This is a genomic window from Robertmurraya sp. FSL R5-0851, assembly GCF_038002965.1.
In the GTDB taxonomy this organism is placed as follows: Bacteria; Bacillota; Bacilli; order Bacillales; family Cytobacillaceae; genus Robertmurraya_A; species Robertmurraya_A beringensis.
Genome location: NZ_JBBOOE010000001.1, coordinates 1,233,534 through 1,257,323 on the forward strand (window position 1 = coordinate 1,233,534; position 23,790 = coordinate 1,257,323).

General features: G+C 37.3%; 28 protein-coding genes. 13 read left to right on the top strand and 15 right to left on the bottom strand.

Annotated features, from left to right (window positions below):
• Positions 1-50 precede the first annotated feature (50 nt).
• Both MKX65_RS06365 and fdhD read left to right on the top strand, forming a co-directional pair.
• Positions 51-2,408: an FdhF/YdeP family oxidoreductase gene (locus tag MKX65_RS06365; RefSeq protein WP_340902849.1), complete on the top strand. Its 2,358-nt coding sequence runs from the start codon at positions 51-53 to the stop codon at positions 2,406-2,408.
• Between the two features lie 19 nt (positions 2,409-2,427).
• Complete coding sequence (gene fdhD, locus MKX65_RS06370; protein WP_340902850.1) at positions 2,428-3,228, top strand: formate dehydrogenase accessory sulfurtransferase FdhD; 801 nt, start codon at positions 2,428-2,430, stop codon at positions 3,226-3,228.
• Positions 3,229-3,268: 40 nt separating this feature from the next.
• Here fdhD and MKX65_RS06375 read toward each other — a convergent pair whose 3' ends face one another.
• Positions 3,269-4,153 carry a copper resistance D family protein gene (locus tag MKX65_RS06375; protein WP_340902851.1) on the bottom strand — a complete coding sequence of 295 codons (885 nt, stop codon included), beginning with the start codon at positions 4,151-4,153 and terminating at the stop codon, positions 3,269-3,271.
• Positions 4,154-4,155: 2 nt separating this feature from the next.
• Entirely contained in the window at positions 4,156-4,716 is a 561-nt protein-coding gene (locus tag MKX65_RS06380; RefSeq protein ID WP_340902853.1) for a copper resistance CopC family protein, read from the bottom strand.
• A 227-nt stretch (positions 4,717-4,943) separates the two neighbouring features.
• On the opposite strand from MKX65_RS06380, the gene MKX65_RS06385 reads away from it, so the two are divergent.
• Positions 4,944-5,480 (top strand): DUF1541 domain-containing protein, encoded by a 537-nt coding sequence (locus MKX65_RS06385; RefSeq protein ID WP_340902854.1) that lies wholly within the window; start codon positions 4,944-4,946, stop codon positions 5,478-5,480.
• A 79-nt stretch (positions 5,481-5,559) separates the two neighbouring features.
• Here the strand turns inward: MKX65_RS06385 and MKX65_RS06390 are convergent, their stop codons facing one another.
• A complete protein-coding gene (locus MKX65_RS06390) occupies positions 5,560-6,456 on the bottom strand; it encodes a LysR family transcriptional regulator (protein WP_340902855.1) in 897 nt (298 codons plus the stop codon).
• Between the two features lie 87 nt (positions 6,457-6,543).
• Between MKX65_RS06390 and MKX65_RS06395 the strand changes: the two genes are divergently transcribed.
• The gene (locus MKX65_RS06395; protein ID WP_340902856.1) at positions 6,544-6,768 is read left to right on the top strand and encodes a hypothetical protein; all 225 of its coding nucleotides are present in this window, start codon (positions 6,544-6,546) and stop codon (positions 6,766-6,768) included.
• A 501-nt stretch (positions 6,769-7,269) separates the two neighbouring features.
• Here MKX65_RS06395 and MKX65_RS06400 read toward each other — a convergent pair.
• The 5 genes from MKX65_RS06400 to MKX65_RS06420 all read right to left on the bottom strand — a co-directional run bounded on the left by MKX65_RS06400 (position 7,270) and on the right by MKX65_RS06420 (position 11,655).
• The gene (locus MKX65_RS06400; protein ID WP_160546432.1) at positions 7,270-7,989 is read right to left on the bottom strand and encodes an LUD domain-containing protein; all 720 of its coding nucleotides are present in this window, start codon (positions 7,987-7,989) and stop codon (positions 7,270-7,272) included.
• Complete coding sequence (locus MKX65_RS06405) at positions 7,986-9,416, bottom strand: LutB/LldF family L-lactate oxidation iron-sulfur protein (RefSeq protein WP_160546431.1); 1,431 nt, start codon at positions 9,414-9,416, stop codon at positions 7,986-7,988. The genes MKX65_RS06400 and MKX65_RS06405 overlap by 4 nt, the downstream gene beginning before the upstream one ends.
• A gap of 34 nt (positions 9,417-9,450) precedes the next feature.
• Positions 9,451-10,167, bottom strand: a complete 717-nt coding sequence (locus tag MKX65_RS06410) for a (Fe-S)-binding protein (RefSeq protein ID WP_340902859.1) — start codon at positions 10,165-10,167, stop codon at positions 9,451-9,453.
• A gap of 163 nt (positions 10,168-10,330) precedes the next feature.
• Positions 10,331-11,041: a FadR/GntR family transcriptional regulator gene (locus tag MKX65_RS06415; RefSeq protein WP_340902860.1), complete on the bottom strand. Its 711-nt coding sequence runs from the start codon at positions 11,039-11,041 to the stop codon at positions 10,331-10,333.
• 122 nt (positions 11,042-11,163) lie between these two features.
• Positions 11,164-11,655, bottom strand: coding sequence for a YajQ family cyclic di-GMP-binding protein (locus MKX65_RS06420; protein WP_160546428.1), 492 nt, complete (start codon positions 11,653-11,655; stop codon positions 11,164-11,166).
• A 161-nt stretch (positions 11,656-11,816) separates the two neighbouring features.
• Here MKX65_RS06420 and MKX65_RS06425 point away from each other — a divergent pair, with 161 nt between their 5' ends.
• Positions 11,817-12,701 carry a CvfB family protein gene (locus tag MKX65_RS06425; protein WP_340902862.1) on the top strand — a complete coding sequence of 295 codons (885 nt, stop codon included), beginning with the start codon at positions 11,817-11,819 and terminating at the stop codon, positions 12,699-12,701.
• Between the two features lie 16 nt (positions 12,702-12,717).
• Here the strand turns inward: MKX65_RS06425 and MKX65_RS06430 are convergent, their stop codons facing one another.
• The gene (locus MKX65_RS06430; protein WP_160546426.1) at positions 12,718-12,849 is read right to left on the bottom strand and encodes a DUF3941 domain-containing protein; all 132 of its coding nucleotides are present in this window, start codon (positions 12,847-12,849) and stop codon (positions 12,718-12,720) included.
• An 83-nt stretch (positions 12,850-12,932) separates the two neighbouring features.
• Entirely contained in the window at positions 12,933-13,793 is an 861-nt protein-coding gene (locus MKX65_RS06435; protein ID WP_160546425.1) for a DegV family protein, read from the bottom strand.
• Between the two features lie 127 nt (positions 13,794-13,920).
• Between MKX65_RS06435 and MKX65_RS06440 the strand changes: the two genes are divergently transcribed.
• Complete coding sequence (locus MKX65_RS06440) at positions 13,921-14,751, top strand: YitT family protein (protein ID WP_160546424.1); 831 nt, start codon at positions 13,921-13,923, stop codon at positions 14,749-14,751.
• Positions 14,752-14,768: 17 nt separating this feature from the next.
• Positions 14,769-15,140, top strand: a complete 372-nt coding sequence (locus tag MKX65_RS06445) for an intracellular proteinase inhibitor (protein ID WP_160546423.1) — start codon at positions 14,769-14,771, stop codon at positions 15,138-15,140.
• A gap of 35 nt (positions 15,141-15,175) precedes the next feature.
• On the opposite strand, the gene MKX65_RS06450 is transcribed toward MKX65_RS06445, so the two are convergent.
• The 3 genes from MKX65_RS06450 to MKX65_RS06460 form a co-directional block, all read right to left on the bottom strand.
• Positions 15,176-15,355, bottom strand: coding sequence for a DUF3813 domain-containing protein (locus MKX65_RS06450; protein WP_160546422.1), 180 nt, complete (start codon positions 15,353-15,355; stop codon positions 15,176-15,178).
• Positions 15,355-15,507, bottom strand: a complete 153-nt coding sequence (locus MKX65_RS06455; RefSeq protein WP_162927704.1) for a hypothetical protein — start codon at positions 15,505-15,507, stop codon at positions 15,355-15,357. The genes MKX65_RS06450 and MKX65_RS06455 overlap by 1 nt, the downstream gene beginning before the upstream one ends.
• A 118-nt stretch (positions 15,508-15,625) precedes the next feature.
• Complete coding sequence (locus MKX65_RS06460; protein WP_160546421.1) at positions 15,626-16,444, bottom strand: Cof-type HAD-IIB family hydrolase; 819 nt, start codon at positions 16,442-16,444, stop codon at positions 15,626-15,628.
• A gap of 177 nt (positions 16,445-16,621) precedes the next feature.
• Between MKX65_RS06460 and yjfP the strand changes: the two genes are divergently transcribed.
• The 3 genes from yjfP (at position 16,622) to MKX65_RS06475 (ending at position 19,081) form a co-directional block, all read left to right on the top strand.
• Positions 16,622-17,428, top strand: coding sequence for an esterase (gene yjfP / locus MKX65_RS06465; RefSeq protein ID WP_340902863.1), 807 nt, complete (start codon positions 16,622-16,624; stop codon positions 17,426-17,428).
• 72 nt (positions 17,429-17,500) lie between these two features.
• Positions 17,501-17,809, top strand: a complete 309-nt coding sequence (locus MKX65_RS06470) for a metal-sulfur cluster assembly factor (protein WP_119707221.1) — start codon at positions 17,501-17,503, stop codon at positions 17,807-17,809.
• A gap of 153 nt (positions 17,810-17,962) precedes the next feature.
• A complete protein-coding gene (locus MKX65_RS06475) occupies positions 17,963-19,081 on the top strand; it encodes a TIGR04053 family radical SAM/SPASM domain-containing protein (protein ID WP_340902864.1) in 1,119 nt (372 codons plus the stop codon).
• 33 nt (positions 19,082-19,114) lie between these two features.
• Here MKX65_RS06475 and MKX65_RS06480 read toward each other — a convergent pair whose 3' ends face one another.
• On the bottom strand, positions 19,115-19,813 hold the full coding sequence (locus tag MKX65_RS06480; RefSeq protein ID WP_340902865.1) for a Crp/Fnr family transcriptional regulator: 699 nt from the start codon (positions 19,811-19,813) through the stop codon (positions 19,115-19,117).
• Between the two features lie 196 nt (positions 19,814-20,009).
• Between MKX65_RS06480 and moaA the strand changes: the two genes are divergently transcribed.
• Positions 20,010-21,020 carry a GTP 3',8-cyclase MoaA gene (gene moaA, locus MKX65_RS06485; protein ID WP_160546418.1) on the top strand — a complete coding sequence of 337 codons (1,011 nt, stop codon included), beginning with the start codon at positions 20,010-20,012 and terminating at the stop codon, positions 21,018-21,020.
• Between the two features lie 41 nt (positions 21,021-21,061).
• Here the strand turns inward: moaA and ric are convergent, their stop codons facing one another.
• Positions 21,062-21,760 (bottom strand): iron-sulfur cluster repair di-iron protein, encoded by a 699-nt coding sequence (gene ric / locus MKX65_RS06490; RefSeq protein ID WP_160546417.1) that lies wholly within the window; start codon positions 21,758-21,760, stop codon positions 21,062-21,064.
• 228 nt (positions 21,761-21,988) lie between these two features.
• Between ric and MKX65_RS06495 the strand changes: the two genes are divergently transcribed.
• On the top strand, positions 21,989-23,254 hold the full coding sequence (locus MKX65_RS06495) for a molybdenum cofactor synthesis domain-containing protein (RefSeq protein ID WP_160546416.1): 1,266 nt from the start codon (positions 21,989-21,991) through the stop codon (positions 23,252-23,254).
• Positions 23,242-23,769, top strand: coding sequence for a molybdopterin-guanine dinucleotide biosynthesis protein B (gene mobB, locus MKX65_RS06500; RefSeq protein ID WP_340902866.1), 528 nt, complete (start codon positions 23,242-23,244; stop codon positions 23,767-23,769). Before MKX65_RS06495 ends, mobB begins: the two co-directional genes overlap by 13 nt.
• Positions 23,770-23,790 lie beyond the last annotated feature (21 nt).

Consider the following 23,790-nt stretch of genomic DNA (forward strand, 5'->3'; position numbering starts at 1 on the left):
TTCTTCTGGTGGTTTTTTACATGAAAAAAGTGTAAATGGAGGAATAAATTATGGGGAAAACAAAACATCCAGGCCCACAAAAGAAAGCCATACTACCCGCACCAAAGTACTGGGTTAGTCCCATCCCATTTGGATTAGGAAAAATTAAACCAAAACATATTCGCGATACGATGAAGATCGCATACGATAATAAAGACAATATAGGTTATGCCACTCGCATCATTACAGAGGGTGTATGTGACGGCTGTGCGCTTGGAGTATCTGGCTTGTACGATCAAACCTTATCCGGTCCACATCTGTGTACGACTCGTTTAAATGTCCTCAGACTAAACACGATGCCAGCAATTAAACCCGAGATTCTTCATGCAGATATTGACGAGCTTAAAAAATATGATAGTACAGAACTTCGTAAACTTGGTCGTATCCCCTATCCAATGATTCGTCGCAAAGGGGAGCGTAAGTTTTCTCGAATTACATGGGATGCTGCGATGGATATGATTGCCGGAAAGATGAAAAAACTAAATCCTAAGCAATATGCATTCTATTTAACATCACGTGGAATTACCAATGAAAACTATTATGTAGCGGCTAAGGTTTCACGCTTTTTAGGAGCGAACAATATTGATAATGCTTCACGAATTTGTCACTCTCCAAGTAAAACGGCATTAAAACGATCGATTGGTGTAGGAGCATCCACTTCGAACTATTTAGATTGGATTGGTACAGATGTACTCCTATTCTGGGGTAGCGTGGCATCAAATGCTTCACCAGTATCTTCTAAATACATGTTAGAAGCGAAGAAAAAGGGAACAAAGATCATTGTTATTAATCCATACCGTGAGCCAGCAATGGAAAATTACTGGATTCCTTCCAATCCAGAATCAGCTCTTTTTGGAACCAAGCTAGCAGATGATTTCTATCAAGTTAATATCGGCGGAGATATCGCGTTTATGCATGGAATTATGAAGCATTGGTTTGATATGGAAGAGAAGCACCATGGTTCGGCCATTAATCATAAATTTGTACAAGAACATGTGAATGGGTATGAAGAACTAAAAGCAAAGGTACAAGAGCAAACATGGGAACATATAATAGAATCATCAGGTGTTACAAAAGAGCGTATCATCGAGCTTGCTGAAATTTTAGCAAAAGCAAAAAATGCTGTCTTTGCCTGGGCACTTGGTTTAACGATGCATTCCTTTGCCACAGACAACATCTCCCAAGTTGCTAATCTAGCTTTATTACGTGGTTTCCTAGGCCGTAAGCATTCTGGTTTAATGCCGTTTCGTGGTCACTCCTCTGTACAAGGTTCAGGGGAAATGGGGGCAGATCCTTTTGTCTTACCAGGTGGGGATTTTTACGGTGAAAATATTGAGCGGATTGAAAAGTTGTGGGGCTTTAAACTTCCGCGTTGGCAAGGGGATATTGTTGGTGTCACTCTTGAAAATATTATGCTTCCAGAAGACCATGAGAGAAAGGTGAAGTTATACTATTTGAGTGGTGGAAACTTCTTAGAAACCATGCCTGATCCAATATTTGTAGAGAAAGCATTATCTCAGTTAGATATTCGTGTCCACCAAGATATTATTTTAAACACTTCTACTCTAGTAGATGCACAAGAAGCGGTTATCGTGCTACCGGCGAAAACAAGATATGAGCAGGAAGGTGGTGGAACATCAACTTCCACTGAAAGAATGGTCTATTTTTCTCCGGAAATCGAAGGAAATAAGAACCGGATTGAAGAAGCTCGTGAAGAATGGAAAATCTATATTGATCTAGCAAAGCGTGTAAATCCTACAATGGCACATTTGGTCGATTTTAAGGATGCACAGGCGATCCGTGACGAGATTGCATTAGCGAATCCAAATTACGACGGGATCCAGCATTTAAAGAAAAAAGGTGATGTGTTCCAATGGGGTGGCGCTTGGCTGTGCGAAGATGGAATCTGTCCGACACCAGACGGTAAAGGGACATTAATTACTGTCGATATCCCAAATATGGGTAAAAAAGAAGGACAGTTTTTACTAACGACTCGCCGAGGAAAGCAATTCAATTCCATGGTGTTTAGCGAAAAGGATCCGTTGAATGGATCTGACCGTTATGATGTATTAATCAATGCTGAAGAAGCTCGTTTGCATCGAATTGCAGATGGCGAAGGGATTGTTGTCTACAATCAGCACGGAGTGTTCCAAGGGCGTGCAAGATATGCTGATATCACACCAGGTAACCTGGGCGTTCACTTCCCAGAAGGGAACTTCTTATTACCAAAAGGTAAATACGAAAAATTTGCTGGTATTCCAGATTATAATATTGCTGTAAAAGTGGAAAAAGCTGAGCGTTTTAATGCTCGAAAAGATACTCAATACCTGGAGAAGCCAATTCCAGATCTAGAAACAGATGTAAGCTGAATTTTAGGAGGGTACAGAAATGGACAATGAAATAGATGATGTGACCACCATAAGAAGAATCATGAGATTTGACGGCCAGGACTTCTATGAACAAGAGGATGATATTGCTGTTGAATTTCCACTAACAGTGATGGTCGATGGTCAGGAATTTGCTACCATGGTCTGTACCCCAGCTGATCTAGATGAACTTGTTGTCGGTTTTTTAGCTTCAGAAGGTGTCATTCGAAGGTTTGACGAAATTAAAACGTTAACCATTGATGATTCTAAAGGGTTTGCCTATGTGGATCTAGTCACTAAGAAGGAAATGCAAAACCACCATCACTCTAAACGCTTTATAGGTTCATGCTGTGGGAAAGGGCGTCAGTTTTACTTTTACAATGATATGAAAACGGCAAAAACGGTAATGAGTAAGACAACTATAACTGGTCAAGACTGTCACAGGCTGATGACGCTAATGCAAGAAAGTTCATCACACTTCCAGCAAACCGGCGGCGTTCACAACTCGGCTTTGTGTTCAAAAGAAGGAATCATCGTTTCACGGACGGATATTGGCCGCCACAATGCTTTAGACAAAATATTTGGATATTGCTTAATGAATCGTATTCCGTTGAAGGACAAGATAATTGTATTTAGTGGCCGAATTTCTTCAGAGGTATTGTTGAAGGTAGCAAAAATTGGTGTAGGAATTGTATTATCAAAATCCGCTCCTACAAACCTCGCACTTGATTTGGCTGAAGAACTAGGTATTACAGCTGTTGGTTTTATTCGCGGTCAAGGGTTTAATGTATACACACATCACGAACGTATTTTAGGTGGATAAAATGAGACTTGCACGATAAGCATTAGCTTATCGTGCTTTTTCATTGATTTCTGGTATCAAAACTTGTTGGATTTAATAAGGTAGTTTTATTTGGTGGTGCCTGTTGCCCTAACACTGCTGTTACTGTAAAAATTAGAAGAATAATAATACATTCTATTCTTGTCCAAGTTTTTGGATTGAAATTTGGATCTCTCTTTATTTTTCTTTTAACAAAAATCCCGTTAATGATTGCATATATAAGTAAGGGAATAATTAGAATATGTTTTATTAATAATGCTTGTCCATATGGGAATAGCCAAGAATTAGTATAGTCTGTAATCACAAGAGTCATCAAAATCAATCCACTAATGATGGTGCTTACAAAGCAACATAATGCAATGGGTGTAAACCAGTTTAAGAACTTTAACCAATGATCATAATTAGTTGAAAACCAACTAATTACAATCAATATTCCTACCCATACACTGACAGCGGTGAAATGTAAAGTATGACTCAGCCCCCCGAAAAATTGGCTTATAGAACTTGCATGACTAGACCAACTAACTCCCACAATCAGAATGAAAGTTAGAATAGCACCAATATATCCATATAATTTTTTTCTCTGATAATCTATTGATGAAATAAAAATAATTAGAATAAACGATACAGAGAAAATAAATACCCATGATTTTCCCACTTCAAATGTCGTTAGTACGGATTGGAATGATTCTCCAAAACCTATTCTAGGGGTTAGGAACAGAATCGTTTGTAAAATGGGAAAGAATGTGGAAAGGGGAATTCCAATAATAGCAATCATTAATATATGTTTTGAAACATTCACTTTTGGTTTATGTGTATTTGGGATAAGAGTAAGAAGGAAGGTACCAAAAGTTAATGAAAAGCATAAATATAATAGCGTTTTACTAATAATCATTAAAACCAACATAATTATTTCTTTCTATTCATCAAAAATATAAAGCTTCCAATGATGATTACAATTAAAAGACCAATAACAACGGGTGCTACATATGATGATACTTCGTTTTGATTACCGTCCTCTTCTATTGCTTCATTTGCTGTATCTTCTTCTGGTGTATCAACATTTTGGTGATCATGAGATTCCTCTGGGGTTTCTTCAGACTCTTCAGGCACCTCTGTTTCTGGTACCTTTACAGAAAATGAAAGATCGCCTTCGATTGGATGTCCATCAGCTCCGATTATACTCCAATGTACATTGTACTCACCACTCTCTAAAGGATTTGAAAGTGTTCCTGTCAATATATTTTCGGCTAAAGAAATGTCAATAGGTAATGCATCTCCATTACTATTTTGTAGTGTGAATATACTGCCATTCTCTAACTTTCCTTCAAAAGTTAAGGTAATGTCCTGAAGATTTTCTGTAATTACCTCTCCATTTTGAGGTGTAGAACTTTCTAAGCCAGTGTGTGAAAGCGCATTTCCCTCAAATGAGAGAAAGCAAATGAATAAAATTAATAAAAGTTTTCTCATAATAAATAACCTCCAAAAAGTAGTATAGTGCTTAAAATGTAAACACTTAATTTCAAGCAAAGACCATTCTAATATTAAAGTGTGAAATTTGAATGAAATATGGTTAATTTATTAATATTATTAGCAAACGATGGAATTAAAATTTGTGCTTTGTAAACATTTCTAAATTAGGTGTATACTAACTCTGGGTCTTTTCATCGACTAATTAACTGAAAAAGAGGAATATCATGAGAAAACATATCCTTTTAATCTTTTTATACTTAATTTTCCTAGTTGTAGGTTGCGCTAATAATGAGGAACATGCACATGAAATGGCACACAAACATAATTTTAATGGCTCCGCTGAAGTTCCTGAAGCACTGGCCATAAAGGCAGTTGAGAACCCAAAATATCCAATTGGAAGCAAAGCGATTAGTAAAGCAAATCACATGGGTGGAATGATGGATGGGGTGGAAGTAACGATTGTTGCAGCTTATAAAACAACTGCATACGAAACTTCATCCGTTATGAGTGATGGGACGGAGATGGAAAAACACCGCTGGATTGTGCATGAAGAATTTGTTAATGCTGGTAATAAACCAATCGCAACAGGTACTGAAATTAAAACCGTTGCCGACCACATGGAAGGAATGAAGGATTCCATTCAAACCATTGATTCGTCCGTTGAAACAACGGTTTATATTGTAGACTTTGTCACATCAGATGGACATGAAGTAAAAAATCATAAATGGGTAGCTGAAGAAGATTTAGAAACTATTACATAATCTCGAAAATAAAAAACATTGGATTGATTCCAATGTTTTTTATTTTATTTTGTCTAAGGTTCAAATAAATTACCATTCTTTAAGGATTTGAAAATTTCACCTGAATTTCTTTTAAAAACATTTCAGCAGCAGCGGAAAAAACTTGATGTTTTTTCCAAACAATATTTAACCCAGATTCAAGTCTTGGCTCTAGCGGTCTAAAACAAAGATTACTATCACTAGACGTATTCACTATTTTATCAATAGCTATGGCATAACCAATGCCCTCTTCAACCATAAGGGAAGCATTATATGCTAGATTGTATGTAGTCACAACGTTTAATTTTTCAAAATTTTCACCAAACCAATCAGCAAATTCATTTTTAGAAAATGTCTGTTTCATAGCCTGTCTTGAACAGATTAAAGGAACATTTAATAGATCCGCTGCTTGAATGTTATCATGGAAAGCTAGAAGGCTGTCTTTCCTCATAACAACGCCCCAAACATCTTTGGCTGGGATATTGATATAATTGTATTTAGACAAATCAGCTGGTTGAATTAAAATACCAAAGTCAAGTAATCTCTTGTCAAGTCGTTCAGTTACATCATCTTCGTTTCCGCTGTAGAGGTGATACCGGATATTTGGATAACCTAACTGCAAATCTTTTACTACCCGTGCGATCTGTCTCATGGCATCTGTTTCCCCGCCACCTATATAAACATCTCCACTAATTGTTTCTTCCATGGAACTAAATTCAGCTCCTAATTTATCGACCATTTCTATAATTTCCTCTGCTCTTTTTCGCAAGAGCATTCCTTCATCTGTGAGATGGATACTGTGGCTGCTGCGAATAAATAGTTTTTTTCCTAACTCTTGTTCAAGATCTTTTAATTGCCTTGACAAAGTTGGCTGTGTAATATGCAGAAAATCAGCAGCAGCTGTCATACTTCCTTCTCTGGCCACCGTAAGGAAATATCGCAAAACTCTTAATTCCATTCTCTCCTCCTCCTTCATTAGGTTTTAGTATATACATTCCAGAAATGCCTATCAAGCATATCAAGATATATGAAATAAGTATTAGCTATGTGTAATGTGGCTTTTTGGAAGGAAAAAAATGGGGAACAGGAAGGGGATCCTAGCAAACTTGCAAAGGCTCTCATTACCATCGTAAATCAGGAGGAACCACCGTCTCGCTGGATTGCTGGTGCAGATGCCCTTGTTGGTGCAGATCAAAAGGTTGTAGAGCTTCAACAACAGATTGGCGCCTATCGTGAATTATCTACCTCCCTCGCTTACGAGGATGCGTAAGCAGTAAATGCATCAAAGTGAGGTTCTCTTGGATTTTTGAGGTAAACTCACTCCCTTTTAAATAAGATATCTTGTCCTTAATAGAGTAACCAGCAAAAGAAAAAAAAGCGGAGAATTTCCGGTTAGATGCAGAATGTAACCTCTTTGGGGGGGAATAAGGGGAGGTTTTCCGCTTATGCAAAGAAAAATCTCCTATTTTCGAATTTTTCGAGCCAATAGGCGGAATTTCTCCGTCTATTTCAGCTTTTTTTAATAGGAATTACTAATTAAGAGGAATTTCTCCGTCTATTTTCAGCTTGGGTGCTTAACCTTAACCCCAAACCAATAAGTGCGATGTCAATTGCTGTGTCAAAGTTATGAATTTCTTAGAAACGTTAATAATTAAAGAAAAGACGTATACCAATTTGATATACGTCCTTTCTTGTGTCTTTTAATCAGAAAGCACCCGAAAATGGAACACTAAACAAAAACTTGGTTATCGGCTTTTTTTGTTTAATAGTTTTATAAATCATCAATAAGGATATAGCTAGCTTTAACGGGACCATGAACTCCAACTACTAAATTTAATTCAATATCAGCCGAATTACTTGGACCAGTAATGAAATTGACACATGAAGCCACTTGCTTACCTTGTTCATGTATGGAACGTAGTTTTTGTGCAGCTTGCGTCATTCTAGGTACTAAGGTGCTTTTAGGAACTAAAACGATGAGTGTAGCTGGAAGAAAGCTCACGGTCCGTCCCTTATCCTTGTCACTTAGTAAAACGACCGTACCTGATTCTGCAAGTGTTATTTCACTAATTGTGATCCCAACGTTTGCTTTTTCAGCAAGTGAGATGTTTTCCAATTCTTTGGTGTAATCCCATTTATGAATAGAAACACCTTCACTCGGCCAAGTTTCACTCATAAGGGGAGAAAGACCCCAATTGGAAAAACGTTCGTCCTTCCAAGTTACAATGGGCCCACCACCATGAACGCTAACCGTTTCTTTAAGTGTCTTTTCTAGTTCCTTGAGATTTGTTTCAATGAGAGTCGTATGAATTTTTTCACATTGTAACCTCAAAACTTCTACTAGGTCATCAACAGATGCATCCTTTAACACAAGATGTTGGGGCTGATGCTTCCAGTTTCGAACAGGCGCGTTTTGGATTTGTCTTTCTCGACCAAGTGAGGTAGCTATTTGATTTAAAAAAACTTCTTTATTTTTTATTGTTCCAGTCATGATTGTTCCCCACCTTTTTCCCTATTTTTGAACCAATCTCTAAATCTTTCCTTGTTTGGAGCGGGGAACTCACGAATTTCTGTCCATGCCTTTAAAGGACCAACACCTTTAGAGATTTTGTCACCTGACGTAAAAGGCAGCATGGCCGTAGGTGCGAACTTCGTTCCAAGGTTGTAAAGGGAAGGGGACGCAGCACCTAAACCAAAGGCCTTCATGGCTAATTTCTCAGAAATTGGTGCTTTGCCTTCTTTTTCAACAATCGTTTGTCTGTGCTTATGCAAAAGCTCGTGTAATGGTATTTTTACTGGGCAAACCTCCGTACATGCTCCACAAAGTGTTGATGCATATGGTAGTTCTTTATAATCATCGTACCCGCCTAATAAAGGAGATAATACAGCACCAATCGGTCCCGAATAGATGGATCCGTATGAATGGCCACCCACATGTCGATAGACAGGACAAACATTTATACACGCTGCACAGCGAATGCATTGAAGGATCGATTGAAACTCACCACCGAGTATACTAGAGCGGCCATTATCTACGATAACAAGATGGAAGTCTTCAGGACCATCAACATCATGTTCTTCACGAGGGCCAGTTAACACAGTAATGTAGCTAGTCAATTTCTGACCAACCGCACTTCTCGTAAGAAGACTAACCAGAACCTCCATTTCTTCAAAGGTTGGAACAAGTCTTTCCATCCCCATAACGGTAATTTGCGTTTTCGGAAGGGAAGTGACAAGATCTGCATTGCCTTCATTCGTGACTAGACTGATGGATCCTGTTTCTGCAACGGCAAAATTACAACCAGTAATTCCTACATCAGCTGTTAAATATTCTTGACGTAGCATTTCTCTAGCATGCCAGGCGAGTTCTTCTGGTTTTTCCGTCTTTTTATAGCCCAGCTTTTCCGAAAACACGTCACGGATTTGCTCTTTGTTTTTATGAAGAGCGGGAACAACGATATGAGAAGGAGGATCATGGTCATCAACCTGCAAAATATACTCACCAAGGTCGGTTTCGATTACCTCACAACCCGCATCTTCAAGACATTGGTTAAGGTGAATCTCCTCCGTAACCATCGATTTTGCTTTCACTACTTTTTTTGCGTTCTTTTCTTTAATAACTCCTTTGATATATTCATTGGCTTGTTCAGCTGTTTGGGCGAAAAATACGTGACCCCCTCGCTTAGCAACATTTTCACTAAGTTGTTCTAAATAATAGTCCAGATGGTCAAGTACATGCTTTCTAATTTCTTCACCGTGCTTACGCCATTCTTCCCAGTTTCCTAGTTCAATTGTTGCGTCTAATCTGCGTGTACCCATTCGTTCCTGCGCTCCAACTACTGCTCCTCGCATGAATGAGTCTTGAATGCCTTTATCCACTCGCTCTTTAAAGTCGGTTGTGCTAATTTTCATTGACATTTCTTTATCCCTCCCCAAGGTTCCTTGTTTCCCATTAGCGACTATTTAATATTTCGGCTATATGTAATACCTTAATTGGCTTTAAATTCCGTTCAATACGCCCGCCAATATTCATTAAACAGCCAGCGTCAGCTCCAATTAAATAATCTGCTCCGGTTTCTTCCACGTGAGCGACTTTTTCATCAACCATTTGTTCAGAGATCTGTGCCATTTTTACAGAAAAAGTTCCGCCAAATCCACAGCATTGCTCTTTTCCTGGTAACTCTGTAAATTCTAAATCTCTTACATTTGATAGAAGGACCATCGGAGCTTTTTTGACCCCTAGTAATCTAGTCATATGGCATGAAGTGTGGTATGTCACTTTACCTTTAAAACGAGCACCAACATCTTCTATTTTCAATACATCAACAATAAATTGTGTTAATTCATATGACTTGGAAGCGAGTTCCTTTGCTTTCGGTCCCCAAACTGGATCATCTTTAAAAATATGCTCATATTCATGAAACATGGCAACGCAAGAACCTGAAGGTGAAACGATATATTCAGCATGTGAAAACGTGTTAATCATTGTCTTCATTGCTTCCTTTGATTCCTTTACATATCCGCTATTGTAGGAGGGCTGACCACAGCAAACTTGAGCTGTTGGGAAGTCAATTTCACAGCCTAAATGCTCTAGCAATTCAACCGTTGCTTTTCCTACATTGCTTTGAAACATATCAACAAGGCATGTGGCAAAAAGGGTAACTTTCATGATAGTTTGTCTCCAATTCCTTTTAAAGTCAGGTCATCTGATGACCTGTTCAAAATAGATTAATTAATAACAATAATACTATATTTATAGTATTTCTTGAAAGGGATTACACGAAAATTTCTGAAAAATCTCTTCATTCATTTTTATTAGAAGTGTATGAAGATTATTTTAAGTTTTTATAAAGCACACTTTCTACATTTTCAAGATGATCTAGCATAAGTGCACGTGCCTTTTCTCCGTCTTGTTCTTTTATTGCTATATAAATATTGTGATGCTCTTCATACAGACGGTCAACAGTGATTTGTTCAGAAAAGAGCCAAAGGCGACGAGTTTCCTTAATGGTTTCACCAATAAGTCCTGATACATGGTTCATTAAATTTACAAGTAAAGGATTCTGAGTGGCATCGGCAATTGACATATGAAAGGCTAAGTCTGCTTGTTCATTAAGCTCTTCATTCCCGCTAGCGAGTTGCATTTCTTTCAGAGCGGTTTCGATGGTTTGCAAATGTTCCTCTGTTCTTTTTTGAGCTGCTGTGTAACATGTTCCAGCTTCTAAAATTTTTCGGACTTCGAGTAAATTTTGAGTATCCTGTAAGTTCATTAATATAGCGGTAGAGAGGGGAAGACTTACTTGTCCCGATTCAAACTCTTTTACGTAAGTTCCTTCACCTTGCCGAATTTCTATTAAGCCCATAGCACGTAAAGCGGTTAATGCTTCACGAATGGTTGAGCGTCCAACCTGAAAGTTCTCGGCTAGTTGCTGAACCGAATCAAGCTTATCACCAGGTTTAAATTGTCCTGACTTAATCATATCGTGTATGGCATCAGCAACTTCTTCATAAATTTTTTTCGGTTTTATCTTTTTGTAATTCATTGGATGAACCTCCAAAACATGTTCTTATACGATTTAGTATACAACTTTTAGATGTTAAAAAAGGAGAGATTATGTAAAACCAAATAAAAAAATCTACCGAAGTTCTCGGCAGATTTCTAATACTAGCGATAATTTGTAAATTGTACTTCTACGGTTAAGTCTGCTTCTTTTACAAGAGAAATAATCTTTTGAAGATCATCACGATTCTTACCAGTTACACGAACTTGATCATCTTGAACTTGGCTTTTGACCTTAACACCACTATTTTTAATAATCGTATTAATTTTTTTTGCATTTTCTTTATCAATTCCTTGAACAAGCTTGGCACGTTGTCTGACGGTTCCGCCAGAAGCCCCTTCAAGCTTCCCATAATCGAGATTACCGATTGGAACGCCACGTTTGATTAATTTACTTAGCAGCACATCTTTGAGTTGATCTAGCTTATACTCATCATCCGAAATAAGTACTAATTCTTCCTTATCCAGTGATACTTCACTCTTACTTCCTTTAAAATCATAGCGAGTAGAAATTTCTTTCATTGTCTGTGAAATGGCATTTGTTACCTCTGAAAAATCTACCTTTGATACAATATCGAATGAACTTTCTTTAGACATATGATCCTCCTACAGTCAAAAAAATTTTATGTAACTTTTATTCAGTTTCCCTTTATGGGTTCATTATAGTAAAATATAGCAGTTCAAACAACTTTCTCGCCGTTTTATAAACGATAGATAAGGTTAATGTATAGATATAGATAAATTTTAGGAGGTAGTGTATGTCACTAACTGATTACATTGGACAGGTCACAACCCTGACGGTTGCAAGGCAGGCTGCGTTTGGATATTTTTTAACCAATGGGGAAGAAGACGTTCTGTTACATGAAAATGAAATGGTTGAAAATACGGAATTAACAGAGGACCAAGAAATTGAGGTTTTCCTTTATATCGACTCTCGTGATCGTATTACAGCAACCACTTACATACCAGAAGTTCAAGTCGGCAAGTATGGCTGGGCGAAGGTGGTCGAAGTAAAGCCTGGAATTGGTGTATTTATTGATATTGGAATAAAAAAGGATGTGTTATTAGGAGAAGAGGACCTTCCTGTACATACGTCTGTTTGGCCAACTGTGGATGATCTTTTATACATCACACTTCGGGTAAATAAAAATAACCGAATTTATGTAAAAGCTGCGACTGATCCTATTATTACAGACATCAGTATTAAAGCTACATCAAAGGATTTTAATAAAAATATTCAAGGCCATGTGTACAGAACTGCTAAGGTAGGCACTTGGGTATATACGGTAGAAGGGTTTAAAGGCTTTGTTCATGAGTCACAGCGGAAAGTCGAGCCTAGGCTGGGTGAAAAAGTAGAAGGCCGAATTATTGACGTGAAAGAAGATGGAACCGTTAATATTTCTTTAATTCCTCGTAAACAGGAAGCTCTCGACGAAGATGCCAATAAGATTTATGAATATCTACTGCTTAGAAACGGGGCAATGCCTTATAGCGATAAAAGTATGCCAGAAGATATTCAAGAGCGTTTTGGTTTAAGTAAAGCTGCTTTTAAGCGTGCATTAGGAAAATTAATGAAGAATGGGCTAGTTTATCAAGAAGATTTTTGGACGTATAAAAAAGAAGAAAAAAATGACGTGGAGTAACCACGTCATTTTTTTCTTACAAGTGATCAGTCTTTTTTGAAAATGATTTTTTTCCGGCTTGTCGATTTTTCATTGATTCCATGGCCTTTTCATGTCTCATAGCATTTTTGTCTTTTGCTTTTTTATCATTATCTGAAGTATGTGGCATAAAGATCCCCTTTCCTAGTAAACAATCTACCTCAAAATTCAAGGCTTCTTTTAGTTTCTGTTGGAAAAGGAGAAGTATGCAAGTCACGAATGAAGCTTATTTAGAAAGAATATGGCAATCGTTCCTGGTCCTGTATGTGACCCAATTGCAGCCCCAATATCTGAGATATAAACATCTTGAGGTGAGAATTCATCGATGATCATGGTTTTCATTTCTTCCGCGGTTGTTTTGTCATCGGCATGACTAATTCCGATAACTTGCTTATCTAGTGACTCTCCTCGTTCTTTCATAACTTCAATGATTCGACGCATTAATTTTTTCTTGCCACGAATTTTCTCAATGGGTACTAGTTTCCCATCTTCCACATTTAAGAGCGGCTTAATATTTAATAGACCGCCAACGAAAGCAGAGGCTTTAGAAACCCTTCCGCCTTTAGCTAAATGGTCAAGGTCATCCACTGAAAAGAGATGCTCCATATGCTTACATAGAAATTCTGAAGAGGCAATAACTTGTTCCTTAGTAGCACCATTTTTTAGAAGTCTGGCTGCCTCCATAACAACTAATCCACATCCAAGTGATGCACATTTTGAATTAATAATCGTCAAGTCCAAATCAGGATATTGTTCTTTTACTTGGTCACGTATCATCACTGCTGTTGAGTACGTTCCAGATAATTCGGAAGAAAAAGCTATGTATAGACCAGATTCTTTGTTGATCGCTAGCTCAGTAAACTGTTTTTCAAATACAGCTGGAGATACTTGTGATGTTTTGGGGAGATCTCCGTTTCGTATGGATTCGTAAACCGTTTCGGGATTAATCGTAAGTAAATCTTCGAACTCTTGCTCATTTACATGTACCTTCAGTGGTAACATGGTTACATTATGTTCAGCAAAAAAGTTAAGCGGCAAATCGCTAGCCGAATCAGCCATTAATTTGATCGACATGCCTATCACACTCCAATAACTATGTAATCTTATCTTTAGTTTAAAGAAATAATAAGAGAAATACAATTAATTGTAGTGGAGTTTGCTCATAATAGGAAAAATAGAGTTTTCGAGGAGGGGAAAGTCATTGATTTATCTGCATACGAAAAAAATAATCATTGTAACGATCGGAGCGATATTAAATGCAGTGGCAATGAATTTTTTCTTAATCCCGGCTAATGTGTACTCCAGTGGTTTTGTGGGCGTAGCACAGCTATTGTCTAGTGTATTTGGAAATTTCATGACAACTGGGGTTTGGTTATTTATTCTTAATCTGCCTGTTACTATTTTAGCCTGGAAGAAGGTAGGTCGATCATTCACCATTTACAGTTTTATTAGTGTGTTTCTAATGTCTTTTTTCTTAGAAATCGTCCCAATCATTAATGTTTCTAAAGATATTTTACTAAATGCGGTTTTTGGAGGAGTAATTGCGGCTGTTGGAACCGGGATTACCTTAAAGTGGGGAGCGTCTACAGGAGGAATGGATATTGTCGCGATGGTTTTATCAAGAATGAAGGATAAACCCGTTGGAACCTATTTCTTTATGTTAAATGGTGCAATCATTGTGACAGCAGGTTTTTTATACGGATGGGAAAAGGCTTTATACACACTAGTCACATTATATGTATCTACAAGGGTAATAGATACCATTCACACGCGTCATGAAAAGCTGACAGCCATGATTATTACAAAGAAATCGGATGAGATGAAACAAGCCATTCATTCAAAGCTTGTTCGAGGGATTACAACTGTTCCTGCAAAGGGTGCATTTACAAATGAAAATAAAGAAATGCTAATAACAGTCATTACTCGTTATGAATTATTTGATCTTGAACACATCATTAAGTCAGTGGATCCTAATGCTTTTACTAATATTGTACAAACAGCAGGAATCTTTGGTTTCTTTCGAAAAGAATAATTACTGGAGGGAAAACAATGAAAAAATGGCTTTTTATGATCACCATAATGTTTATTCTTATTCCATCAATGGGCTATGCAAAAGAGGAAGCTGCTTTTAAAAATATTGTTGTAGATGGAGGGAGTGGGAATTACAAAGTACGAGGAGATGCTCATATTGGTAAAGATTATTTTTATTATTCCGTAGAAGATGGACATACACAGTTTATCGAGGAAACAAAAATACAAACAGGAAAAGCCTTCGGTAATGCCTATCCTTTTGTGATTACTATCTCAATCCCAAAAGAGAAACTTCCGAAAAATGGTTCGTTGATTATGAATTTGTATACGAAATCCGAAAAGGGTGAAATCCAACAATCACACCCAGTGGTTCTAGAGGTATTTGAATAAAAAGGAAGGCTGACGAGCACGTCAGCCTTTCCTTTTTATATTTCTAGCTCGTTTTGCATTTCTCGCAGCTGCGCTTGTTCAGCTACAGTGGAGTTAGCATATGCAGAAGATAAAGCATTTTTGGCTCGTGATATCGCTTCATACTGGCCGCTGCCCGTTGCATTTTTGGCAAGGTCAACTGCTTTTCTGGCTTCGATAAATAGTCTATTTCCCATTATATTCCACCTAGTGATGATTCTTTCACATTTGCCATCTTTTGTGCTTCTGCCTCTGCATACGTTGTGTGATATGGGATACGATCATCATGCTTGGATACTGCATCTACACCTTGTTGTACAAAGCGTTTTGATTTATTGCGTTTACCCATTGCAAATCCCTCCATATCCGAGCTATTTTGAAGTAACACATTTGCTACCTCAAGAGTTAGTATGCTCACTAATTCGCTCGCTTACTAGAAGAAAAAATGGGAGGGTTTGTATATATTGTTACAATGCTTTTAAGTTTAAATAATCATTTAAGTAGATAGCAATGCCATCTTCTTCGTTAGTAAGTGTAACCTCATTTGCAAGGGTCTTTAATTGTTCAATGCCATTACCCATTGCAATTCCTCTACCAGCATATTCAATCATTTCAAAATCATTATCCTCGTCACCAAATGCAATAATTCTTTCCTTTGGAATATGTAGGAACTCTGATACCTTTTTAAGTCCAACCGCTTTATTCAGACCTGATTTGACAATCTCAATTACATGCCAAGGATCAGCCCATCGACGATGATCAATAACCTCTGCATGAACAGCTGATAAATGCTTACGGATTTCCTGTACCTGCTCTTCTTCTGTGTGGATGAGCATACTAGTTGGTGATTCTTTTAAGAACCTTCGTAAATCACCCGTTGTAATATTCGGTTTTCCTAAACCGAATATATCTAAAAGTTTTTCATCATGATAATGAAAATACACATCGTCAATGACTTCAGCAATAATATTGTGAAAGGAAAAAGAGTCGAGTGCCTCAACAATATCTTTTGCCACTTCAATATCTAATGGGGTATGATATGCTCCCCACTGGTTAGAACGTGGATGGTGAATGAATGCACCATTAAAATTAACAATGGGAGTCGTAAGATTTAATTCGTGGTAATACATTTCACTTGAGCGGAATGGTCTCCCCGTAGCAATCATAATCTCATGTCCTTGTTCTCTCGCGCTATTAAGGACTTTTTTTGTTTTTTCAGAAATGGTCTTATCGTCTTTTAATAAAGTACCATCAAGGTCTAAAGCAATTAAATGTTTTTCTCTCATGTCTATCCCTCGATTCATGACGTAGTAGGTTAAGTGTAAACCTTTAGGAAAATACTTGTCCACATGATACACTAAAATATAGAAATTCTTAATAAAAAAATGTTGTACATATTCTTATGTTAACAATATTGCTTCCCTTCTGTAAAAAAATTCAACTTATTAATGGAGGTTTTCTTTGTGATTTCTGTTGAAAATAAACAAATAGGGGAGATTCCGTTATTACATTTGGCTCGTGCGAACCTGTTTGATAAGAAGCTCCCTCTCGTGATTTTTATACATGGGTTTACAAGTGCGAAGGAATATAATTTGCATTATGCCTATTTACTGGCTGATAAAGGGTTTCGTGTGATACTACCAGACTGTCTGTATCATGGGGAGAGACAGACGGAAGAAACTAGTTCCCAGCTGCAGTTTCATTTTTGGGAAATAGTTTTACAAACCATTTCCGAACTAAATGAACTAAAAAAGCACTTTGAAGAAAATCAGTTAATTGATTCAGAAAAAATAGGTGTTGTTGGAACATCAATGGGAGGTATTGTTACTTTAGGAGCATTAACAAAATATCCATGGATTCATACAGCTGTAAGTCTAATGGGTATGCCTTATTATGAAAAGCTTGCAAAAGCGCAAATTGCGGAGCTGAAAAATCAAGGTAAAGAACTGCCAATGGAGCAGTCAGCTATTGAAGAATTATTTAATCGTCTTCGAGAAAAAGATTTAAGTCAACAACCAGAAAAATTAATGGGAAGACCACTATTATTTTGGCATGGGAAAAGGGACAATGTTGTTCCGTATTCATATGCGCATGATTACTATGAGAGCATTAAGAAAGACTATCAACAAACCCCTCAATTACTTCAGTTTATAAGTGATGAAAAGGCGGATCATAAGGTCAGCAGAGAAGGGTTATTAAAAACCGTTGAGTGGTTTGAAAAGCATTTACTTTCATCAAGTATGATGTACGTCACTTCGGCAGAAAAATAATCATTATATTATAACTTATGTAAACCAATTTGTTATCATGTAAATAGAGTTGAACTTTAAGGAGTGATTATAATGGATCAAGATTTAAAAGATAGTATTATGGGGGCTTTGGAATTAGTTGTTGACCCAGAGCTTGGAATAGATATTGTGAACCTTGGCCTTGTTTATGATATTGAGATGGACGAAGAAGGTACAGCGACCATTACAATGACGTTAACTTCAATGGGGTGTCCATTAGCAGGTTCTATTGTAGAAAATGTAAAAGAAGCACTAAGTGATATTCCTGAAGTAAAAAAGACAGAAGTAAATATCGTCTGGAGCCCGCCGTGGTCGAAAGACAGAATGTCAAGATACGCAAAGATTGCGCTTGGTATTCGATAGGAAGGAAGCTAACCGCCCATGCGGTTAGCTTTTTTATGGAAACTAATAAGTTTTATTAAAACTGTGAGCTAGTTCACTTATTTCAAGAGAAGATGGCTTTACAATGGACGTATATGATTCATAAAAGTTGTGCTTTGTCAGGAGGTCCTCATTGTGATTGTCAGTCGAGACTTTAACAAAGATCCGTTTATTGTTATTTGGGAGTTAACGAGAGCTTGTCAGCTAAAATGCCTTCACTGCCGTGCAGAAGCACAGTATAAAACCGATCCAAGGGAATTAACCTTTGAAGAAGGTAAAAAATTAATAGATGAAATATATGAAATGAATAATCCCATGCTCGTATTTACAGGCGGAGATCCGCTTTTGAGAAAAGATGTATTTGCTATTGCCGAGTATGCGGTAAAAAAAGGTGTGCGCGTATCGATGACACCAAGTGCCACGCCAAATGTCACAAAAGAGTCAATCAAAAAAGCCAAGGAGGTAGGTCTTTCACGATGGGCCTTTAGTTTAGACGGCCCGACTGCTGAAATACATGACCATTTTCGTGGAACAGCAGGCTCATTTGACTTAACCATAGAAAGAATTCAGTATCTCCATGAACTTGAAATACCGATTCAAATCAACACGGTGATCTCTCGTTACAATTATGAATACTTAGACGAGATGGCTGAACTAGTCGAGAAGCTGCAATGTGTTTTATGGAGTGTCTTTTTCTTAGTGCCAACTGGTAGAGGACAAGAGAAAGATATGATTTCTCCAGTAGAGCATGAAAAAGTATTTATCTGGCTTCAGGACCTGAGTAAACGCGTACCATTTGATATAAAAACGACAGCTGCTCAACATTACCGACGTGTGTTTATTCAGCAAAAAATGAAAGAAGAGAAGAATAAGGATAATATATCTTATTTGGATGCCTTAACTAGTCAGGGGTTAACAGGAAGTATTGATGGGTTAGGAAGAGCTCCCAAGGGGGTCAATGATGGAAACGGCTTTGTATTTATTTCTCATATTGGGGATGTGTACCCGAGTGGGCTGTTACCAATAAAAGCAGGAAATGTGCGTGAGCAGCCGTTAGCCGATATTTACAGAGAATCACCGATATTTAAAGACTTAAGGAATCCTGATAAATATAAAGGCAAGTGTGGCGTATGTGAGTTTAGATATGTATGCGGTGGCTCACGATCAAGAGCATATGCCATGACAGGCGATTACCTAGAAAGTGAACCATTTTGTGTTTATGTGCCAAAGGCATTAAGATCAAAGAAAGCATAAAAAATAAGAGTGCAGAAACCTCTGCACTCCGATTTATTCAATGCTGCAATAAACCTTTGGACAATTTTCACAGCCAATTTCGTCTCTTAAATATTGTAAATGATGAACGATGATTTTGCTCTTTTTTATAGATATAATTTGCTCTTTTTTTAGTTCATTTAAGATGCGATTGGTACTTTCACGGGAAGTTCCACAAAAATTGGCAAGTTCTTGGTTCGTTAGTGGAAGATCGATAAGGATTCCGTTTTGTACCTCTACACCATAACTATTTGTCATACGGATCAAAGTCGAGTATAATGCGCCTTTCTTTCCGTTTAATACGAGATCACGGAACTTCGTTTGCGTTTTTCTAAAATGATCGCTCATCCATTTTAAAAACTCTAGGGCAAGAGAACTGTTTTGAAAGATTTCTTTCTCAAGGACATCCTTATTTATTGCAGCGATTTCTGCATCTTCAAGTACCCTAGCGCTAAGCAAATATTTAGGGGAATGAGTAAAAAGGGTTAGTTCACCACAAATATCATTTTTACCGCAAATTCGTAAAGACAGCTCTCTGCCATCGGATGTAATTTTACTAATCTGAACCTTTCCTGACAGAATGACGTACATTTCCTCTGCTTCCATTCCTTCTTGAAAGATAAAAGTATTTTTTTCTCCAATAAAACGGCGGTCAGCCAGATGAAGAAGTTCTTTTATCTCTATTGAATGAGTCTCTTTTACCACTGCTGACATCCTGATTCACCCTTTTTTAGACAGTAATGATTCTATCATCTACAATGAGGGTAATAAGAATTGTTGTCAATAACTTCACCCATGATGTAACAATATGTTCACGTTTAATAAAATAGTTATGTTGTAAAGTGATTTACCGTTATAATAAGATATACTACAATGCATGCAAGATACTCTTGCGATGGAGTTGATTATCATGAATAAAATTACTGATCAATTAAACCGTCCGTTACGAGATTTAAGAATATCGGTTATCGATCGATGCAATTTCCGGTGTCAGTACTGCATGCCAGCAGAGATATTCGGTCCCGATTTTGCTTTTTTACCTAAAAAAGAATTACTTAGCTATGAAGAAATTGAGCGTTTGGCTCATATTTTTGTGGGACTTGGAGTGGAAAAAATACGTCTCACAGGTGGAGAGCCTCTCCTTCGAAAACAGCTTCCTTTGCTAGTTGAGAAGCTCTCTAAAATAAATGGCTTAAAAGATATTGGCTTAACAACGAACGGTGTTCTTTTGCCAAAGTATGCCGAGGAATTAAAGGCTGCTGGTCTAAAGAGGGTAAATGTAAGTCTTGATAGTTTGAATGACGAGCTTTTTGGTGAGATTAATGGTCGTGGAGTGAAAACTGGACCTGTAATAGAAGGAATTCAAGCGGCCCAAAAAGCAGGGCTTGGTGTCAAACTGAATATGGTTGTTAAAAAGGGATTAAATGATCAAGAGATTGTTCCTATGGCACAATTTTGTAAAGATAATGGACTTCAACTCCGTTTTATTGAATACATGGATGTGGGTAGTACAAACGGATGGAAAATGGATGACGTTGTGACCAAAAAGGAAATTTATGAACGATTGAATGAGCATTATTTGTTAGAGCCAGTTGATCCAGATTATTTTGGAGAAGTTGCAAAGCGATATCGCTACAAGGATTCAAACGTAGATGTCGGATTTATTACTTCTGTGTCTGAGTCGTTTTGCTCTAGCTGTACTCGTTCGAGACTTTCTGCTAATGGACAGCTCTTTACCTGTTTGTTTAATGGGAACGGACACGATATTCGTGACTTTATGAGAAATGGTGTGTCTGATTCGGAAATCGAACAAAGAATTACTGACATTTGGAATAGAAGAAATGATCGTTATTCCGATGAAAGAACGGAAGAAACAATAGCTAATAGAAAGAAAATTGAAATGTCCTATATAGGGGGATAAATAAAAACTACTTCATGGCGGTGAAGTAGTTTTTGTTTTTCTTACGCAATGTATCTAGGGAACAAAATATTGTTTTCAAGGTGAACGTGCATAAATGTTTGTTCTTCTAATAATTCAAGTCTTTTGTAAACCAGACGGTACGTACCACATGCATCCATTGGTGGTTGGAAGTCGGATGTAATGTCTCTTAATTCCTTTAGAATAGCTCCAGCATGATCATGTTCTTTTTCTAATTCGGTTATTTCTTTAATCATTTCGCTACGAGTTTCGCCAGTTGTAGTATCAAGCTTTTGTAGCATTGGAAATACGAGTTCTTCTTCTTTTGCTGTGTGTTCAAGCAATTCTTTCTTTAGTTCGTAAAATAGTTCGTATACCTTTAACAATTCTGGACGATGTCCACCATGTACCTTTGCCACCTTTGTTACGTAAGGACTTAAGTTAGCGAGTTCTTCTTCTAACGGACGATGATATTGTTCAATCACATGGTTAATAATTACGTCAGATGCTGAATCTGTCCATACGGCTACATCTTCTTTAGTTCCTTTATACGTATCAAAAAGCTGTTGAAGCTCTTGAATAATTTCATTAGCGTTTACTGATTTTTCAGAAGCAGCTTCTTCTAAAGGAATATTCCCACCACAGCAAAAATCAATTCGGTTTCTCTTAAACACGTCTGCTGCTTTTGGAAATTCATTTACTATATCTTTTACTAATGAGTCAGTTTGAAATGGATATGTCATTTTAATTGCCCTCCAAAAATACGTTTTATTTACAAACTAAGAATAAATGATTTTGTCTTCTTTTAAGGTGATGTGAATCACACTTTCAAATTAAATGTTCTCTATTTTCTTCAAATTGTTAGGGGAAGTGCTAAAATAAGGTTTAAGTGATGTTAGTCCTGTTTTATAGTTATTTAAATGTTTATAATTACACATACATACGACCTTACCATGTAGGAGTTGATTTAATTGGTAGAAAAAAGAACGCCGATACAAGTTGGTGAAGCAGTAAAAAAAGTGATGTCGCATTCAATATGTGGCAAACAAGAATTAGTTTCCATAAACGAGAGTTATGGCCGATTCCTTTCAGAGGATTTAGTCGCCACGTCAGATGTTCCTCACTTCAATCGTTCTCCTTATGATGGTTTTGCTATTCGTTCGGTTGATTCAGCTGAAGCTTCGCTTTCCAATCCAGTTGAATTCGAAGTGGTTGATCATATTGGTGCAGGATACGTTTCAAATAAGGAAATTGGTGAATTTCAGGCAGTTCGTATCATGACAGGAGCACAAATGCCTATGAATTGTGACGCAGTTGTTATGTTAGAACTCGCCAAAACGAGTGAGAAAAACGGACAACCATATATGTCCATTAAGCGATCTTATAAACCAGGAGATAATGTTTCTTTCGCTGGGGAGGATGCAAAAAAGGGAGAAGTCCTTGTAAAAAGAGGAACGAAAATCAATCCTGGGATTCAAGCGATGTTAGCAACATTTGGTTATAAGGAAGTACCTGTTGCTAAAAAACCAATAATTGGCTTATTTGCTACTGGTACAGAACTGCTTGAGGTAGAGGATGAATTACAGCCGGGGAAAATTCGAAACTCTAATACCCATATGATCATTGCTCAAATCGAGCGTTCTGGGGCCGAAGTAAAGTATTTCGGGAAACTTCCTGATGATTTCGAATTATGCTATGAATCGATAGAGAGTGCTATAGAAGAGGTTGATTTATTGATTACTACAGGTGGTGTCTCGGTTGGAGACTTCGATTATTTGCCTCAAATTTATAAAAAATTAGGGGCGGATGTCCTTTTTAATAAAGTAGCTATGAGACCTGGAAGTGTTACCACTGTAGCGCATTTAGATGGGAAAATTTTATTTGGGTTATCTGGAAATCCTTCTGCATGTTATGTAGGATTTGAGTTATTTGCGAGACCAATTATACGTACCATGTTAAACTGTCCGAAGCCACATTTAAGAAGGGAAAAGGCAGTTCTAGAAGTTGATTTTCCAAAAGCAAATCCATTTACTCGATTTGTGAGGAGCAAATTAACAATCACTGATGGGAAGTTAGTGGCTGCACCTAGTGGAGTAGACAAATCAAATATCGTGATGAGTTTGGCTGGGGCCAATTCATTTATTATCCTACCAGGTGGAACAAGAGGGTATGAAGCCCATACGATTGTTGATGTCTTACTGCTAGAAGATCATGAAGGTAGCGAATGGCCGTGGTAGACCCCGTCATTGTCCAAGTAGTCGGTTTTCAAAACAGTGGAAAAACAACATTTGTTAAAAAACTACTACAAGAACTATCCAATCAAAATATATTTGTAGCTACAATTAAGCATCATGGACATGGTGGCAAACCTGACGTAGTTGAAAAAAAGGACTCATCGGAGCATATACAATCTGGTGCCTTTGCCTCGTTAGTTGAGGGAGAAGGAAGACTTCTTATTCAAGTAGAGAAGGATGAATGGAATATACAAGAACAGATTCACATCTTATGTAGCATGAATCCAGAGGTGATCGTAATAGAGGGGCATAAAAATGAAAGATTTCACAAAATTGTCCTTTTACGAAATAAAGAAGATTTTGATGCTCTTAAAAGTTTAGAGAATGTGATGGCGTTTGTAAGTCAAGAACCATTACATATAAATCCAAACGTTCCTATTTGGAACGAAAACGATATTATGACCTGGCTTGTACAATATATAAATGAACAAAGAAATCAAGGAAACTGCAAAGTGTAAATGTACTTTGCAGTTTTTTGC

What these genes read in the sequence shown, in the direction of transcription:
- MKX65_RS06365 (WP_340902849.1), top strand. Translation starts at nt 51, where the DNA reads ATGGGGAAAACAAAACATCCAGGCCCACAAAAGAAAGCCATACTACCC.
- fdhD (WP_340902850.1), top strand. Translation starts at nt 2,428, where the DNA reads ATGGACAATGAAATAGATGATGTGACCACCATAAGAAGAATCATGAGA.
- MKX65_RS06375 (WP_340902851.1), bottom strand. Translation starts at nt 4,153, where the DNA reads ATGTTGGTTTTAATGATTATTAGTAAAACGCTATTATATTTATGCTTT.
- MKX65_RS06380 (WP_340902853.1), bottom strand. Translation starts at nt 4,716, where the DNA reads ATGAGAAAACTTTTATTAATTTTATTCATTTGCTTTCTCTCATTTGAG.
- MKX65_RS06385 (WP_340902854.1), top strand. Translation starts at nt 4,944, where the DNA reads ATGAGAAAACATATCCTTTTAATCTTTTTATACTTAATTTTCCTAGTT.
- MKX65_RS06390 (WP_340902855.1), bottom strand. Translation starts at nt 6,456, where the DNA reads ATGGAATTAAGAGTTTTGCGATATTTCCTTACGGTGGCCAGAGAAGGA.
- MKX65_RS06395 (WP_340902856.1), top strand. Translation starts at nt 6,544, where the DNA reads ATGTGTAATGTGGCTTTTTGGAAGGAAAAAAATGGGGAACAGGAAGGG.
- MKX65_RS06400 (WP_160546432.1), bottom strand. Translation starts at nt 7,989, where the DNA reads ATGACTGGAACAATAAAAAATAAAGAAGTTTTTTTAAATCAAATAGCT.
- MKX65_RS06405 (WP_160546431.1), bottom strand. Translation starts at nt 9,416, where the DNA reads ATGTCAATGAAAATTAGCACAACCGACTTTAAAGAGCGAGTGGATAAA.
- MKX65_RS06410 (WP_340902859.1), bottom strand. Translation starts at nt 10,167, where the DNA reads ATGAAAGTTACCCTTTTTGCCACATGCCTTGTTGATATGTTTCAAAGC.
- MKX65_RS06415 (WP_340902860.1), bottom strand. Translation starts at nt 11,041, where the DNA reads ATGAATTACAAAAAGATAAAACCGAAAAAAATTTATGAAGAAGTTGCT.
- MKX65_RS06420 (WP_160546428.1), bottom strand. Translation starts at nt 11,655, where the DNA reads ATGTCTAAAGAAAGTTCATTCGATATTGTATCAAAGGTAGATTTTTCA.
- MKX65_RS06425 (WP_340902862.1), top strand. Translation starts at nt 11,817, where the DNA reads ATGTCACTAACTGATTACATTGGACAGGTCACAACCCTGACGGTTGCA.
- MKX65_RS06430 (WP_160546426.1), bottom strand. Translation starts at nt 12,849, where the DNA reads ATGCCACATACTTCAGATAATGATAAAAAAGCAAAAGACAAAAATGCT.
- MKX65_RS06435 (WP_160546425.1), bottom strand. Translation starts at nt 13,793, where the DNA reads ATGTCGATCAAATTAATGGCTGATTCGGCTAGCGATTTGCCGCTTAAC.
- MKX65_RS06445 (WP_160546423.1), top strand. Translation starts at nt 14,769, where the DNA reads ATGAAAAAATGGCTTTTTATGATCACCATAATGTTTATTCTTATTCCA.
- MKX65_RS06450 (WP_160546422.1), bottom strand. Translation starts at nt 15,355, where the DNA reads ATGGGAAATAGACTATTTATCGAAGCCAGAAAAGCAGTTGACCTTGCC.
- MKX65_RS06455 (WP_162927704.1), bottom strand. Translation starts at nt 15,507, where the DNA reads ATGGGTAAACGCAATAAATCAAAACGCTTTGTACAACAAGGTGTAGAT.
- MKX65_RS06460 (WP_160546421.1), bottom strand. Translation starts at nt 16,444, where the DNA reads ATGAGAGAAAAACATTTAATTGCTTTAGACCTTGATGGTACTTTATTA.
- MKX65_RS06470 (WP_119707221.1), top strand. Translation starts at nt 17,501, where the DNA reads ATGGATCAAGATTTAAAAGATAGTATTATGGGGGCTTTGGAATTAGTT.
- MKX65_RS06480 (WP_340902865.1), bottom strand. Translation starts at nt 19,813, where the DNA reads ATGTCAGCAGTGGTAAAAGAGACTCATTCAATAGAGATAAAAGAACTT.
- moaA (WP_160546418.1), top strand. Translation starts at nt 20,010, where the DNA reads ATGAATAAAATTACTGATCAATTAAACCGTCCGTTACGAGATTTAAGA.
- ric (WP_160546417.1), bottom strand. Translation starts at nt 21,760, where the DNA reads ATGACATATCCATTTCAAACTGACTCATTAGTAAAAGATATAGTAAAT.
- mobB (WP_340902866.1), top strand. Translation starts at nt 23,242, where the DNA reads ATGGCCGTGGTAGACCCCGTCATTGTCCAAGTAGTCGGTTTTCAAAAC.